The organism is Kaistia granuli DSM 23481, from assembly GCF_000380505.1.
GTDB classification, from domain to species: domain Bacteria; phylum Pseudomonadota; class Alphaproteobacteria; order Rhizobiales; family Kaistiaceae; genus Kaistia; species Kaistia granuli.
This window is the reverse complement of sequence record NZ_AQYH01000017.1, coordinates 47,572-61,657: the sequence shown is the minus strand read 5'-3', so window position 1 is coordinate 61,657 and position 14,086 is coordinate 47,572. Positions and strand designations below refer to the sequence as shown.

13 protein-coding genes are annotated in these 14,086 nt (G+C 66.3%); 4 read left to right on the top strand and 9 right to left on the bottom strand.

Annotated features, from left to right (window positions below):
- Positions 1 to 15 precede the first annotated feature (15 nt).
- Together G342_RS0119620 and G342_RS0119615 are read left to right on the top strand one after the other, a co-directional pair.
- The gene (locus G342_RS0119620; RefSeq protein ID WP_018184874.1) at positions 16 to 918 is read left to right on the top strand and encodes a carbohydrate ABC transporter permease; all 903 of its coding nucleotides are present in this window, start codon (positions 16 to 18) and stop codon (positions 916 to 918) included.
- Between the two features lie 10 nt (positions 919 to 928).
- Positions 929 to 1,741: a carbohydrate ABC transporter permease gene (locus G342_RS0119615; protein WP_018184873.1), complete on the top strand. Its 813-nt coding sequence runs from the start codon at positions 929 to 931 to the stop codon at positions 1,739 to 1,741.
- A gap of 82 nt (positions 1,742 to 1,823) precedes the next feature.
- On the opposite strand, the gene G342_RS0119610 is transcribed toward G342_RS0119615, so the two are convergent.
- The 9 genes from G342_RS0119610 to G342_RS0119570 form a co-directional block, all read right to left on the bottom strand.
- Positions 1,824 to 3,029, bottom strand: coding sequence for a CaiB/BaiF CoA transferase family protein (locus G342_RS0119610; RefSeq protein WP_018184872.1), 1,206 nt, complete (start codon positions 3,027 to 3,029; stop codon positions 1,824 to 1,826).
- A 57-nt stretch (positions 3,030 to 3,086) separates the two neighbouring features.
- Positions 3,087 to 4,001 (bottom strand): SMP-30/gluconolactonase/LRE family protein, encoded by a 915-nt coding sequence (locus G342_RS24725; RefSeq protein ID WP_018184871.1) that lies wholly within the window; start codon positions 3,999 to 4,001, stop codon positions 3,087 to 3,089.
- Positions 3,998 to 5,113 (bottom strand): hypothetical protein, encoded by a 1,116-nt coding sequence (locus G342_RS0119600; RefSeq protein ID WP_018184870.1) that lies wholly within the window; start codon positions 5,111 to 5,113, stop codon positions 3,998 to 4,000. The genes G342_RS24725 and G342_RS0119600 overlap by 4 nt, the downstream gene beginning before the upstream one ends.
- Positions 5,114 to 5,144: 31 nt before the next feature.
- Complete coding sequence (locus G342_RS0119595) at positions 5,145 to 5,921, bottom strand: SDR family NAD(P)-dependent oxidoreductase (RefSeq protein WP_040879174.1); 777 nt, start codon at positions 5,919 to 5,921, stop codon at positions 5,145 to 5,147.
- Between the two features lie 2 nt (positions 5,922 to 5,923).
- Positions 5,924 to 6,709 carry an enoyl-CoA hydratase/isomerase family protein gene (locus G342_RS0119590; protein ID WP_018184868.1) on the bottom strand — a complete coding sequence of 262 codons (786 nt, stop codon included), beginning with the start codon at positions 6,707 to 6,709 and terminating at the stop codon, positions 5,924 to 5,926.
- A gap of 3 nt (positions 6,710 to 6,712) precedes the next feature.
- On the bottom strand, positions 6,713 to 7,540 hold the full coding sequence (locus G342_RS0119585) for a carbohydrate ABC transporter permease (protein WP_018184867.1): 828 nt from the start codon (positions 7,538 to 7,540) through the stop codon (positions 6,713 to 6,715).
- The gene (locus tag G342_RS0119580; RefSeq protein ID WP_018184866.1) at positions 7,537 to 8,418 is read right to left on the bottom strand and encodes a carbohydrate ABC transporter permease; all 882 of its coding nucleotides are present in this window, start codon (positions 8,416 to 8,418) and stop codon (positions 7,537 to 7,539) included. Before G342_RS0119580 ends, G342_RS0119585 begins: the two co-directional genes overlap by 4 nt.
- Before the next feature lie 173 nt (positions 8,419 to 8,591).
- Positions 8,592 to 9,809, bottom strand: a complete 1,218-nt coding sequence (locus G342_RS0119575) for an ABC transporter substrate-binding protein (protein ID WP_018184865.1) — start codon at positions 9,807 to 9,809, stop codon at positions 8,592 to 8,594.
- A 51-nt stretch (positions 9,810 to 9,860) separates the two neighbouring features.
- A complete protein-coding gene (locus G342_RS0119570) occupies positions 9,861 to 11,627 on the bottom strand; it encodes a substrate-binding domain-containing protein (RefSeq protein WP_018184864.1) in 1,767 nt (588 codons plus the stop codon).
- 238 nt (positions 11,628 to 11,865) lie between these two features.
- Between G342_RS0119570 and G342_RS0119565 the strand changes: the two genes are divergently transcribed.
- Both G342_RS0119565 and G342_RS0119560 read left to right on the top strand, forming a co-directional pair.
- On the top strand, positions 11,866 to 12,861 hold the full coding sequence (locus tag G342_RS0119565) for a nucleoside hydrolase (RefSeq protein WP_245557308.1): 996 nt from the start codon (positions 11,866 to 11,868) through the stop codon (positions 12,859 to 12,861).
- A 90-nt stretch (positions 12,862 to 12,951) separates the two neighbouring features.
- Entirely contained in the window at positions 12,952 to 14,019 is a 1,068-nt protein-coding gene (locus G342_RS0119560) for a glycosyltransferase family 2 protein (protein WP_018184862.1), read from the top strand.
- Positions 14,020 to 14,086 lie beyond the last annotated feature (67 nt).

Below are 14,086 nucleotides of genomic sequence, written 5' to 3'. Positions count from 1 at the left end.
CTAAGGAGACCGCCCATGTCGGCGCTTCTGCGCAGCCTCCGCGACGGACGCGGCTTCGACGCCGCGCTGGCCAGCCTCGCTCTGGCCTATCTCTTCGTCTTCTCGGCGTTTCCGCTGATCTACAACATCGCCATGTCCTTCCAGGAAGTGGACATGTTCTCGCTCGGCGACCTGATCCGGCCCTTTGTCGGGCTGGCCAACTACCGCACCCTGTTCGCGGCGCCGGAATTCTGGTCGATCATGGCCAATACGGCGATCTTCGTGATCCTGTGCATCGTCTTCCAGCTCGCCATCGGCTTCGGGCTGGCGCTGTTCTTCCAGCAGGACTTCTTCGGCGCGAGCTATCTGCGCGGCCTGTTCCTGGCGGCCTGGATCATCCCGGCGCTGGTCGCCGGCGCGATCTGGAAGTGGGTGTTTGCCGGTGACTTCGGCGTGCTCAACTACCTGCTGATCTCCTCCGGCCTGATCGACGACAAGATCTTCTGGCTGTCGACGCCGGCGATCTCGCTCTATTCCGTCATCATCGCCAATGTCTGGCTCGGCATCCCGTTCAACATGATTCTGCTTTCGGTCGGCCTCGCCGGCATTCCGAAGGACATGTACGAGGCGGCGGCCCTTGATGGCGCCGGCCCGTGGGGCCGCTTCTGGCACATGACGCTGCCGATGATGCGCTCGACCATCGGCGCCGTCGTCTGCCTCGGCATTATCTTCACGCTGCAGCAGTTCGACCTGTTCGCCTCGCTGACCCAGGGCGGTCCGGCCAATTCGTCGAATGTCGCGCAATACTGGTCCTGGCAGCTCTCGTTCCAGAACTACGACATCGCCACCGGCAGCGCCGTCTCGGTGCTGATGCTCGGCTTCGTCATCGTCGTCGCCTTCCTCTATGTGCGCTCGACGCGTCAAGAATACCGGGCCTGAGGAGAACCCCATGAAACGCTACGTTCTCTTCGCCATCGCGCTCGGCTTCCTGGCGATCTACCTGTTCCCGCTCTACTGGATGTATCTGACCGCCTTCAAGCCGTCGTCGGAGACCTTCACCTACCCACCGACCTTCTGGCCGACCGATCCGCAGTTCAACTTCATCCAGGTGTTCGTCGACAAGAAGATGGACGTCTATCTGTGGAACTCGCTGGTGGTGGCGGCGGGCACCACGGTGATCGCCGCGCTGATCGGCACGGGCTGCGCCTATGCGCTGGCCCGCGTGCGCGGCGTCTGGATGGATGTCGTGCTGTTCCTGATCCTGATGATGCAGGTGCTGCCGCCGTCGCTGATGGCGACGCCGATCTTCGTGCTGTTCAACCAGATCGGCCTGATCGCGACGCCGCGCTTCGCCGTCATCCTGGCCCAGACGGCCAAGGTGCTGCCGCTCTACATCGTGCTTTGCCGGACCTCGTTCCTGCAGATCCCGAAGGAGCTCGAGGAAGCGGCGCGGGTCGACGGCGCGTCGCGCCTGACCGCCTTCCTCCGCATCATCGTGCCGCTGGCGCGCAACGGCATCCTCGTCACCTCGGTGCTGATCTTCCTGCAGTCGTTCGGCGAATATGTCTATTCGCGCACGATGATCTCGCAGGAGGACCTGCAGACGGCGACTGTCGGCCTGATGAACTTCATGGGCCCGAACACCACCGACTGGAACGGCATCATGACCTATGCCGTGATCTATGTGACGCCGATCGTCATCGTGTTCATGCTCTTGCAGCGCAAGATCGTCAGTGGCCTGACCGCCGGCGCGCTGAAGTAGCGCCGCCTCCCGGCGGCCTGGACAACCAAAAGCCCCGCGGCCAGCCGGCCGCGGGGCTTTCCTGTTTGGACGGGTGGCCGGCCTATTTCACTTCGGCGACGGAGCCCTTGGCGATGAAACCATCCACCGTTGCCGCGTCAAAACCGAATTCCTTCAGGATCTCGCGCGAATGTTCGCCGATGCGCGGCGCCGGGCGCTCGATCTCGGACGGCGTCTTCGACATCTTCACGGCCGGCGCCACCACCTTGACGGTGCCGGCGGTCGGGTGCTCGTAGCTGGTGATCGCGCCGATATGCTTTACCTGCGGGTCCTGCTCGGCTTGCAGATGCGTCTTCACCTCGCCGCACCAGATGTCGACGGCGAGCAAAGCCTGCATCAGGTCGGCCGTCGTCCAGCCCTTGGTGAGCGCCGCGAGCTTCTCCCAGATCTCGTCGCGCTTGTCGAACAGGTCCTTCGGATTGTCGTAGACGAGCAGGCTGTCGTCGCCGAGCACACCGACGAAGCGCTTGAACGGGCTCATCGCCACCGTCACCCAGCCGTCCGAGGTCGGATAGACACCAAAGGGCGCGTCCATGCCGGGATGGCCGATGCCGGAATTCGGCCGCACGAAATCCTGCTGGAAGTTCATCGCCATCAGCATTTCCTGGCCCTGATGCGCGAGCATGGCCGAGAGCAGGTCGACCTTGATCTCCTGGCCCTCGCCAGAGCGCTCGCGCCAGTAGAGCGCCGACAGGATGCCATAGACCATGTTCATGGCGCCGACCTGGTCGGAGAAGCCCGAGCCGACCGGCACCGGCGGGCCGTCGCCACGGCCGGTGGCGGCGGCGATGCCGGTCAGGCCCTGGATCAGCATGTCCTGGCCGGGGCGGGACAGGTACGGGCCGCTGTCGCCATAGCCGGACCCGGAGCAATAGATGATGCGCGGATTAATTTTGGCGAAATCGGCATAGCCGAAGCCGAGCCGCTCCAGCACGCCGGGGCGGAAATTCTGCACCACGACATCGGCCGTCTCGGCGATCTTGTAGAGGATCTCCTTCGCCTCGGGCGCCTTCAGATCGAGCGCCAGCGAACGCTTGTTGCGGTTCCAGGCGAGGAAATTCGGGCTCTCGGTGCCGCCGACCCAGCGGTTGTTGAAGGTCAGCGTGCGGAACAGGTCGCCCTGCCCCGGCCGCTCGACCTTGATGACATTCGCACCCATGTCGGCGAGCAGCTGGGTGGCGAAGGGGCCCTGCAGGAGATGGCTCAGATCCAGGACGGTGACGTCCTGGAGGGCCTTGGCGGCGGTCATGGTCGGTTCCTCACACTCGTCGTTTGGCCGGCCGCGTCGGCGGCTGGCCTTGGTTGGTTAGTCGGATTCGCCCCGGGTCTGCCGCCAGAGCGGCGTTCCGGTGGTGTCGGTCTCGATCTTCGTGACGTGCCAGCGGCCGAGATTGGCCGTGTAGAGCGTGGCGCCGTCGAAGGCGATGTTGGTCGGATGGGCGAGGACATGCGCGGTTGCGTCCTCGATATAGATTTCCGCAGCGCCGCCGCCGGCCGGAATCCGGAGCACGCGCGACGGCTCGTAGCAGCTCACGAACAGCGCGCCCTTGTCGTCGAAGGCGAGCCCGTCCGGAAGGCCCGGCAGATCGCCGCACCATGTCGTCGCCGCGCCGGCCGAACCATCCGCCTCGATCGCGATCCGCGTGACGCGCCGTGCAAAGGTTTCGCACAGGAACAGCGCGTCACCCTCCGGAGAAAGCGCCATGCCGTTGGCATGGTCGAATGGCCCGCCATGCCAGACGGCGCCGGCGCCGCTTGCAAGATCATACGACCAGATCGACGGGCCGGGATCGGTCGGCGCCCGCGTATCGGAGACATAGAGCCGGCCGCGCGCGCGATCGACGACGGCGTAGTTCGGCACCTGGATGCCGGGCGCGGTGAAGCGCGCCAGCGACCGGTCGGCGAGATCGAGGCGAAACACCGCGTGATAGCGGGAATCGCAGGCAAAGAGCGCCCGGTCGCCGTCAAAGGCGAGCCCGAGCAGGAAGCCACCCGTCGAGGCGACCTCCTCGATCTCGGACCCGTCCGGCGCGATGCGCAGAATCTGACCGTTCTCGCTGCCGGCCCAGACCCAGCCGTCCGGACCGACCGCGACACCTTCGGGATGCTGCAGGCGCGGCGACGAGAAGATACCGTCGAACAGGACGGTCGCCCGCTCCGCCGGCAGGACCGTCGGTCCGCCGGTGGTGAAGCCGTGATGCATCGCCGCGCCAGTCATCATGCGCCCCGCGTCAGGAATTTCGCGTCATAGGGAACCGTGACGCTGCCGCCGGCCTCGTCGACGAGAACGAGTTCCCCAGCCCCCGCCTCGACGGAGGCAACGCGGGTCCAGCCCTCGGGCAGCGCGACGCCGCCGATGACATTGCGGACCTCGACATCACCGGACGGATCGAGGTGGAGCGAGGTCGGAATGCCCTGCTCCGACCACGGGTTCGGGGCGATCGACGCCTTGTGGCCGTAGCCGGCATAGGTGCGGCCTTCCTCGAGGCCGAGCACGCCGATATGGCGGCCGTTCCACGGCGTATAGTCGCGGCCGCCATTCGAGAACCACATCATGGTGATGGGGAAATCGGCCGGGTTCTTCAGCGTCAGGAAGATGTCGCGCTTGTCCGGTCGGACAGCGGCCGCCCAGCCGAATGGATTGGCCGGATCCTCGACCAGCGACAGGAAGTCCTCGTGCTTCGAGCCGAACGGATAGGTGGTGAGATCGGCGGTGCCGCCATCGGCGCGCGGCGCCTTGGTCAGATCGGTGAAACGGGCGGGATAGGCGAGCAGCGAGCGGCCCTTGGCCGGATCGGATTCGATCGCGGTTTCCGGCGTCGTGCCAAACAGCTTCGGCGAGAAGGAGAGCCGGCCGCCGCCGTCGAAGCGGGTCATGGCGTGATTGGCGACCGGCAGATCACCCTCGCCACCGGAGAAGATGTGGCGCTCATAGAGGAAGGGATGGCCGTCGCGGACGGTCAGCTCCTTGACGAGCGTCGCACCCTGCACGCGCTTGACCAGCTCGTAGCGCGCCGTCTGGCCGCCTTCTGGATGCGCCTCGACGCCCAACAGCGTCCAGGGCGAATTGGCCGGCCAGCCATGCAGCGTCACCGGGTCGATGTCATTGGTCGAGAACGGCGCGCAGAAGAAGTCGCCGGAGAGTAAGCGCAGATTGGCATCGATCGTCTCATCGTCGACGATCGTCTTGTCGTTCAACCAAGGGGCCGAGTGCAGGGGCTCGATCGTGCGGCCGCCCTGCTCCGTCGCGAAGACGCGGACATGGCCGCCCCGGAGGTCGAGGGTCGCCTTGACGCCCTTGGCCTCGATCGTATGAAAATCGCTGTCGCTCATTCCGCTTCCTTCCCGTGATGATTGCCGCGCGTCATTCGCCCCGGACGACGAGGCCGCCATCGACGCGCAGGATTTCTCCCGTGATGAAGGAAGCCCGATCGCTGGCCAGGAACAAGACCGCTTCGCCAACTTCCGGTGCTTCTCCAAAGCGGCCGAGCGGATGGGCATTGTTCCAGCTGGCGATCAGCCCCTGCGGATCGGGATGGGTGGCGAAAATCTTCTCGTTCAAGGGCGTCATGATCGTGCCGGGCGCCACCGCGTTGACGCGGATGCCGTGCGGCGCGAGGTCGATCGCAGCCTGCTGCGTCAGCGCGTTGATGCCGCCCTTCGCCGCGGCATAGGCAGCCCAGCCCTTGAAGCCGGCGAGCGACTGCACCGACGACATGTTGACGACGGCGCCCTTGCCGCGCTTGCGCATCTCGGGAACGCAAACGCGCATGCCACGCCAGACACTGGAGAGATTGGTGGTGATGACGGTATTCCAGCTCTCCTCGTCGATCTCGTCGACGACGCCGCCGATGGCGCGGGCCGCATTGTTGACGAGGATGTCGATGCCGCCGAAGGCCTCGACCGCCCTGGCCGCCATCGCCTGCATGTCGGCCATCACCGCGACGTCGGTGCGCACGAAGATCGCCTCCGCGCCGGAGGCCCGGAGGCCCGCCGCCGTCGCGGCGCCCGCCTCCTCGTCGATGTCGGCCACCACCACGGCGGCGCTTTCCCGCGCCAGCGCCTCGGCGGAAGCGCGGCCGATGCCCATGGCGCCGCCGGTGACGACGGCCACCCGTCCCAAAAGTTCGGTTCCACGCATCGTCATATTCCCTTGAAGACCGGATCACGTTTGTCGAGGAAGGCGTCGATGCCCTCCTGGCCGTCCGCCGTGCCGTAGAGGCGGAACAGCACTTCCTGCTCGAAGCCCTGCGCCACCGGCAGCGCCGCGTCGGGGCCCTGGCGGATCAGCCGCTTCATCTCGGCCTGCGCCAGCGGCGCTACCTTCAGCATGGCGCGGGCGCGGCTTTCCGCCATTTCCATCAGTGCGTCGTCGGCGACGCATTCGACGGCGAGGCCGAGCTGGTGGGCGCGCTCGCCGGTGATGCGGCGCGCGGCGAGCATCATGTCGGAGGCGACGATTCGGCCGACGGCGCGGGTCAGGCGCTGCGTGCCGCCGCCGCCCGGCGACAGGCCAAGCAGGCCCTCGGGCAGGCCGAGGCGCGCGCTGGTCGCGCAGACGATCACGTCGCAGCAGAGCGCGATCTCGAAGCCGCCGCCGAGCGCATAGCCGCGGATCGCCGCGATCGTCGGCTTGGCAAGCGCTTCGAGCTTGTCGAACACGCGTCGGCTCTCGAGCTGGTAGGCGATGAACTCGGCCCGCCGGTTGCCGCGATATTCGGCGATGTCGGCGCCGGCGACGAAGGCCTTCTCGCCGGCGCCTGCGAGGATGACCACCCGCACGGCCGGATCGGCGGCGATGGCGTCCAGATGCGCCTCGAATTCCTGCATCAATGGCGTCGACAGCGCGTTCAGCTTGTCGGGCCGGTTGAAGGTGAGCCGGACAATGCCGGGTTCGAGGTCGTCGCGGAGAACGAGCGGTTCGGACATCGATCAGCCTTTCACGGCGCCGGCGGTGAGGCCGGCCACGAACTGGCGTTGCAGGAGGAAGAAGACGGCGATGACGGGAACCGAGATCAGCACCGAACTCGCCATCAGCTCGCCGTAGCGGATGCCGTACTGGCCGATGAAGTCGTTCATGCCAACGGGAAGGGTCCGCATCTCCTTGGTCGAGGTGAAGGAGAGCGCGAACAGGAACTCCTGCCAGGTGACGATCAGAACGAAGACGGCGGTGGCGACGATGCCTGGCTTGCAGAGCGGCAGGATGATCAGGAAAAAGATCTTGAACGGACCAGCGCCGTCGATCGCGGCCGCCTCCTCCAACGCCACCGGCAACCGCGCCAGGAAGCCGCGCAGCATCCAGATCGCCACCGGCAGCGTCACCGTCACATAGGCAAGGATCAGCGAGGTGTAGGTGTTCAGGAGGTCGGCCGCCTTCATCATCTTGTAGATCGGGATGATGATGGCGCTGGCCGGGAACATCTGCGCCACGATGACGAGCACCATCAGGAGCGACAGCAGCCGCATCTGCGTCCGCGTGAACGAATAGGCGGCGAACAGCGCCAGCGTCACGGTGATCACGACGGTCGAGAGCGAGACGACGACCGAGTTCAGGAAATAGGTGCGGAATTCCGGGCGGAACGCCGTCAGGTAGTTCTCGAAGGTCGGGTTCTCCGGCCAGAGCCGGGCCGGAATGGCGAAGGGCTCGGCGGCCGGCTTCAGCGACACCGACACCATCCAGAAGAAGGGCAGCAGGATGATGACGCAGAGGCCGAGCTGCAGTGCCATCAGGAGGAAGCGAGAGGATTTGGACGGGGTCATGCTTGAGCCTTTCGGCCGGTACGCTGGACCAGGAAATAGAGCGTGATCAGCAGCGCCAGCACGACGATCGAAACGACGCCGTAGCCGGCCGCCTCGCCGAAGCGGAACTGGCCGAAGCCGAGCTCGTAGATCTTGGTCGGGAAGATATGCGTGGAGTTCTGGGGCCCGCCGCGCGTCAGCACCCAGATCATGTCGAAATAATTGAAGGTCAGGATGGTGGTCAGCACGAAGTTGATGGCGATCACTTCCTTCATCGACGGCAGCACGATGTGCCACAGGCGACGGAGCGAGCCGGCGCCGTCCATCTTCGCCGCCTCCATCTGCTCGGCCTCGACATTCTGCAGGGCGGCGAGGAAGACGACGGTCGAGAACGGAAAGCCCTTCCAGACGGCGGCGACGACGACGGCCGCCATGGCGGTCGAGCTATCGGCGAGCCAGGCGAGGCCCTGATCGCCGAAGCCGGCTGAGATCAGGAAGGAATTGATGAGGCCGAGCTGCGGGTCGTACATGAAACGCCACAGGATGGCGGCGACAACGCCGGGCAGCACCCAGGGCAAGAGGATCAGCGACCGCATCAGCCCCTGACCGGGCAGCTTCTGGTTCAGGAGCAGCGCGCAGAGAAAGCCGAAGCCGTTCTGCAGCACCACGACGGCCAGCGTCCAGACGCAGGAATTCCAGACGATCTGGGCGAAATCGGCGCTGCCGAAGATCTTCTGGTAGACGGCGAGGCCGACGAATTTCGGCGTCGGATTGATGAAGGAGGTCGAGTAGAGGCTCTCGATGACCGTTCCGATCATCGGATAGTACATCAGCACCGCGACCAGCAGGACGGCCGGCGTCACGAAGATCCAGGTGAGCCAGCGATCGCGTTTCAACATGAATTTGGTTCTTTTCGGTATGGGCGTGGCGGGCGCCGGTATGGCGTCATCCCGGGCTTTACCCGGGATCCATGCAGCCTGAGTTGTCTCTGGCCTTGATGAATCCCCGCTTTCGCGGGGATGACGAAGCGGAGAACCGGACGGACGCGATGTCCGCCCGGCAAGGCATTGCCTCAGTTCAGGCCGTCAATGGCGGCGCAGGCCTTGGCAGCGGCCTCGGCCGGGTTGGCGCCGGAATAGACGTCCTGCGCCAGCGTCACCTGGATGTCGGAGACTTCGAGGTAGCGGGCCGAGAGCGGACGCGGCTGGGCGTTGCCGAGATGCGTCATGATCTTGTCGGCGCCCTTGCGGTTCGCCTCGAGGAAGGTCTTGGCCGCCTTCACGTTGGCCGGGACGAGATCGACGACCGCGCCGTTGACGTCTTCCTTGGTCAGGAACTGGATGAACTTCCAGGCGGCTTCCTGATGCGGCGACGACTTGTAGACGACGAGGTTCCAGCCGCCATAGGCGCCGACCGGGGTCTTGCCCGCCGGCGCGGTGCCGTTCTCGAAGTCCCAATCGATCTTCGACTTCTGCAGGGTCGGCTGCTCCAGCGCCGGCCAGAACTCGACGCCGAGCGAGCCGTTCAGGAACAGTTCGCGCATGTCGCCCGACGAGGCGTTCAGGATGCCCTTCGGCGCGAACGGCACCAGCGACTGCAGATATTCGAGCGCCTCGACCGATTCCTTGCCGGTCAGCGCGCACTTGCCGTTTTCGTCCAGCACCTTGCCGCCATTCGAGAAGATGAAGCTGTCCATGACGACGACGGTGTCTTCGCCCTTATGGCCGAACAGGCCGACGCCATACTTGCCCTTGGCAGGGTCGGTCAGCTTCTCGGCGGCGGCCTTCAGGCCTTCCCAGGTGGTGATCGAGGCGGGGTCGATGCCGGCTTCCTTGAACAGCGCGTTGTTCAGGAAGGAGAACTGCCAGACGTCGACATTGAACGGGATGCCGTAGAGCTTGCCGTTGTAGTTGGCCGAATCCCAGGCGCCCTTGAAGAAGGCGTCGGGCGAGACGCCGGCGGCCTTGGCCTGCGCATCGAGCTCGGCGATCGCGCCGGCCTCGGCGAAGGCGGCCTGCCAGATCTGGTCGACGGTCGAGACATCAGGCGCGTTGCCGCCCTGCACGGCCGTCAACAGGCGCTGCTGGAACTCCGGATAGGGGATGGTCGTGACTTCGATCTTGATGCCGGGATTCTCGGCCTCGAAGCGCTTGACCGCCTCCTGCTGGTACTGGCTCAGACCGGATTCGGTCTGCTGGTTGTCCCAGAACTTCAGCGTGATCGTCTCCTGCGCAGAGGCCGCAGGCGTCAGTCCCGCGAGCATCGTCGCGGCGAGAAGCAGTTTCTTCATGGTATCCTCCCAGTCACTTTTCAAAATTGCTTATGCAGTCCGTCCGGCTGGCTAGGCCGTCTTCCTGTCCCCGGCCGGCCGATCGGACCGGGGCGCCGCCATCTCCTCGGGCTCTTCGTCGGCGAGCGTGATGCGCATGCCGAGCGAGGCGAATGCGAGCCGATCCGCTGGCAGCGAGGCGGAATCCGTGATCAGATCGTCGACGGCGCCGAGGCCGGCGATGCGGTGGCTGGCCTCGACGCCGACCAGCGAATGGTCGGCCATCACCACCACCTCGCGCGAGGCGTCGACGAAGCGCTTGGCGGCGAGCGCCAGCCGCTCGTCCGTGGCCGACGGGCCGAAATGTGGCGAGATGCCGTCGACCGAGAGAAAGGCGCGGTCGACCCGCATCGTCTCGAACAGCGCGCCGAGGCTCGGCCCGACCAGGCAGCGATCTCGAGCCTGGTATTCGCCGCTGGTCATGATCAGCTTCAGGCCCGGCCGGCCGGACAGCCGCTCCATCACGTCGACGGCGTTGGTGACGACGGTGATCCCGTCGCGGCTCATCAGTTCGTCGGCGAGCAGCGTCGACAGCACGCCGCTGTTGATCAGGATGGTGTCGCCCGGCCGCACCAGGCGGGCGGCGCTCCTGGCGATCAGCCGGCGGATGGCGGCGATCTCGCGGGCGATGCCGGATTGCGGCGCCGCGACCTTCAGCTCGAAGCCGAGCGCCTCGGCCCGCTCCCGCATGGCGCGCGCCATGTTGCGATACCAGTCATGCGCCGGATAATGCGGCACGAAGCCGATGGCGCGGCGCGGCCCGACGGAGCGGACGAAGGCCGGCCGCTCGGTGGCGCCGAGGATCGACGCCTCGGCTTCCGGCGCCAGCACCCAGCCATTGCCGGCCTTGCGATAATAGCGGTCGAGCGACTCCGGCGTGACGACGACATGCGGCGTGCGGATCTCGTCCGGCATCGCGCTGCCATGCAGCGCGCCCGCCAGCGTCTCGACGGCGCGGATGCCAACGATCTCCGGAAACAGCGCAGCGGTCGCCTTCAGCTTGCCGCGGGCGGCCAGCGCATCGAACAGCGCGCCGCCCTCGCCGCCGACCGAAAACGCGCTGACATCGGCGACCCCGGCCCGGTCGGAAGCCTCGATCGCCGCCAGCACGGAATGATCGTTGACGCCGAAGATGACGTTGATGTCGGGATAGGCGGCGAAGGCGTCGAGGCTGGCCCTGAGCGCGATGCGGAAGCTGCCCTGACCGTCGACGCGCCAGGGCCGGACCGTGCCGCGGAACGTCTCGCCGAACCCCTTGACGAAGCCGTCGCAGCGGGCCCGCGTGTTCGGCAGCGTCTCGAGCGAGACCAGCAGCACGCGCGCCTCGGCCATCGCGCCGGAGAGCATCTTGCCCGCCGCCCGGCCGAGCTCACGGCCGGCAGTGAAATTGTCGGGACCGAGATAGACGCCGCCTTCCTGCGGCGAGGATTCGGCCAGGAACGGGATGCGCCGGCGCTTCGCCAGCATGCGCAGCGTATCGGCGCCGCGCCCGCCGATCGGCGGCAGCACGATCGCGTCGACCCCCTCGACCTCGTCCTGCAGCGCGTTTTCACGCGGCAGCGGTGTCTCGGCTGCCGCGGAGGCCGCCGGCAGCAGCGCGCCGCCATGCGTGCGCTCGAGCCGCCCCTCCTCCGCCAGCCGGACGATGTCCCGACGTATCGTCACGCCGGAGACGCGGCCGATGCGCTGCGCGATTTCCAGCACGGAGACCTCCTCGCCCGCCTGGGCAAGGATCTCGAGGATCCGGTTTTCACGCTGCGACTTGATCATATTGATCATTTTTCCTGAGGTTCCCGCCATTATCGACAACCGGATTGACCATTCAAGCTGCCAATTCCGTTCCGGCAGCATTGATCGACTTGATCATATCGTTCGAATGGACGATGGCGGACATGAGAAACGCCGGAGGATATGGACGAATTCGCGCCAGGAACCGTCGTCGCCCCTGTTCGGCCATGGCGATATGGTCGATCCTGCCGCCAGACGAAGTTCAGACCGGAATCATCAGGACCCTAGAATGCCCAGCCCAGCCGCCCCCGCCCCCATGAAGGTCATCTACGACACCGATCCCGGCATCGACGACGCCATGGCGCTGCTGTTTCTCGAATATGCGCCGTCGGTCGACCTGGTCGGCATCACCACCGTGCTCGGCAATGCCTCGATCGACACGACCACCCGCAATGCGCTGTATCTGAAAGAGCTTTTCGAGATTGAGGCCCCGGTCGCCCGCGGCGCTGCCAAGCCGCTCGTCCTGCCGCTGACCGAGGAACCGCACTACGTCCACGGCCATAACGGCCTCGGCGACGTACCCATCCCCGACACGATCACCGCCGCCGAGCACGAACTGCCGGCGCACCGCTTCATCATCGAGATGGTCCGCAAGCATCCGGGCGAAATCACCCTCGTCGCCGTCGGCCGCATGACCAATCTGGCGCTGGCGCTGCGCGAGGACCCCGGCATCGCGGCCCTGGTCAAGCAGGTCGTCATCATGGGCGGGGCCTTCGGCTATTCCGGCCATTCCGGCAATGTGACGCCGGTCGCCGAGGCCAACATCATCGGCGACCCGCACGCCGCCGACGAGATGTTCGCCGCCCAGTGGCCGATCGTCGTCGTCGGCCTCGACGTCACCCAGGAATGCGTGATGACGACGGCCTACATGCAGGAGTTGCGCGAAAAGGCGGGCAAGGCCGGCCAGTTCTTCTGGGACATCTCGCGCTTCTACGAGGACTTCTACCGCAAGGCGACCGGGATCGACGGCATCTTCGTGCACGATTCCTCCGCCGTCGCCTATCTGCTCGATCCGAGCCTGTTCGAGACCCGCACCGGCCCGATCAAGGTGGTGACCGAAGGCATCGCGATCGGCCAGACGATCCAGAAGCCGACGACGCGCAGCTTCCCGCCGACGCCGTGGGATGGCCTACCCGATCACACGATCTGCACTGCCGTCGACACCGAGCGCTTCCTCGACCTCTACTTCCGCACGATCGTCGAGGGCGCAGCCGCCCGCGCCTGAGCCTCGAACGCAGGGGCCTTCGGGCCCCTGCACGGCCCCCGCTCATCCACCGGGGCCGGACGTGACGTACCCATCCTCAGCAGGCGCTGCATGCAGACCCTCCCCATTTCCATCATCATGCCGGTCCGCAACGGCGTTCCCTACATCACGGAGGCGCTGGCAAGCCTGGAGGCCCAGACGGCAAAGGCGGCCGAGATCATCGTGGTCGATGACGGCTCGACCGACGCCACACCCGAAATTCTGGCCGAGGCGGCCGCCCGCAACCCGACCATCCGGGTCCTGCGGCAGGCGCCGCTCGGCATTGTCCCGGCGCGCCAGAATGGCATTGCCACCTCGCAGCAGCCGCTGGTCGCCTGCCTCGACGCCGACGACATCGCCCACCCGGACCGGCTCGCCCTGCAATTCCAGCGCTTCGAGGCAGAGCCGGATCTCGTGCTGCTCGGCAGCAACGGCATGGCCATCGATCCCGACGGAAATCCGATCGAGCCCATGAATCGGCCGCAGCAGCATGACATCCTGGTCAAGCGCCTGGCTCGCGAGAACCCCTTCATCGCCTCGGCCATGATGTTCCGCCGCTCGGCATTCTATCGCGTCGGCGGCTTTCGAGACGCGTTCGATGCGGCGGAGGATTACGATCTGTGGCTGCGGCTCGCCGAGGTGGGGCAGGTCGCCAACCTGCCGCAGGCGCTGATCTCCTATCGGGTCTGGCCGGGCTCGGTCTCGCACACCCGGGCGCTCCACCAGAATTTCGCGGCGGACCTCGCACGCCGATCCGCAGCGATGCGACGGGCGACCGGGCTCGACCCCGCCGCATCCCTGGTCGGCCGGCTGGACTGGCATCAGGAAGAGGCGGAACGAGGCCCGTTCCGGGCCGAAATCCTCCGCTACCGCGCCCTGGACCGCCTGCAATCCGGCAAGAGCGTGACGGCGAGCGAATGGCCGGCCGCTTTCGCGGACCTGGCCGCCGCGACGCGGCTGTTCACCCGACGCGATCGCGCCCAATTGCAGGACGTGCTGGCCTATCACCTCCTTCACGCGGGCCTCCCGGCCTCGATCCGCGCCACCTGTCTCTGGCACCTGCTCCGACTGGGACCAGCGAAGGCCATCAAGCGGATCTATCGGCAGCGAACAGGGCCAGCGGTTTCGCGCGGCGCTTGAGAGGACGGCCGGCGGCGACCGCATTGACATTGGCGGGCCGCCGGCCTACGTCTTCACATAAGTGATT

Excerpts from the sequence above, each read along its gene's own strand:
- G342_RS0119575 (WP_018184865.1), bottom strand. The coding sequence starts at position 9,809 with ATGAAGAAACTGCTTCTCGCCGCGACGATGCTCGCGGGACTGACGCCT.
- G342_RS0119620 (WP_018184874.1), top strand. The coding sequence starts at position 16 with ATGTCGGCGCTTCTGCGCAGCCTCCGCGACGGACGCGGCTTCGACGCC.
- G342_RS0119585 (WP_018184867.1), bottom strand. The coding sequence starts at position 7,540 with ATGACCCCGTCCAAATCCTCTCGCTTCCTCCTGATGGCACTGCAGCTC.
- G342_RS0119615 (WP_018184873.1), top strand. The coding sequence starts at position 929 with ATGAAACGCTACGTTCTCTTCGCCATCGCGCTCGGCTTCCTGGCGATC.
- G342_RS0119565 (WP_245557308.1), top strand. The coding sequence starts at position 11,866 with ATGCCCAGCCCAGCCGCCCCCGCCCCCATGAAGGTCATCTACGACACC.
- G342_RS0119600 (WP_018184870.1), bottom strand. The coding sequence starts at position 5,113 with ATGAGCGACAGCGATTTTCATACGATCGAGGCCAAGGGCGTCAAGGCG.
- G342_RS0119580 (WP_018184866.1), bottom strand. The coding sequence starts at position 8,418 with ATGTTGAAACGCGATCGCTGGCTCACCTGGATCTTCGTGACGCCGGCC.
- G342_RS0119570 (WP_018184864.1), bottom strand. The coding sequence starts at position 11,627 with ATGATCAATATGATCAAGTCGCAGCGTGAAAACCGGATCCTCGAGATC.
- G342_RS24725 (WP_018184871.1), bottom strand. The coding sequence starts at position 4,001 with ATGATGACTGGCGCGGCGATGCATCACGGCTTCACCACCGGCGGACCG.
- G342_RS0119610 (WP_018184872.1), bottom strand. The coding sequence starts at position 3,029 with ATGACCGCCGCCAAGGCCCTCCAGGACGTCACCGTCCTGGATCTGAGC.
- G342_RS0119595 (WP_040879174.1), bottom strand. The coding sequence starts at position 5,921 with ATGCGTGGAACCGAACTTTTGGGACGGGTGGCCGTCGTCACCGGCGGC.
- G342_RS0119590 (WP_018184868.1), bottom strand. The coding sequence starts at position 6,709 with ATGTCCGAACCGCTCGTTCTCCGCGACGACCTCGAACCCGGCATTGTC.
- G342_RS0119560 (WP_018184862.1), top strand. The coding sequence starts at position 12,952 with ATGCAGACCCTCCCCATTTCCATCATCATGCCGGTCCGCAACGGCGTT.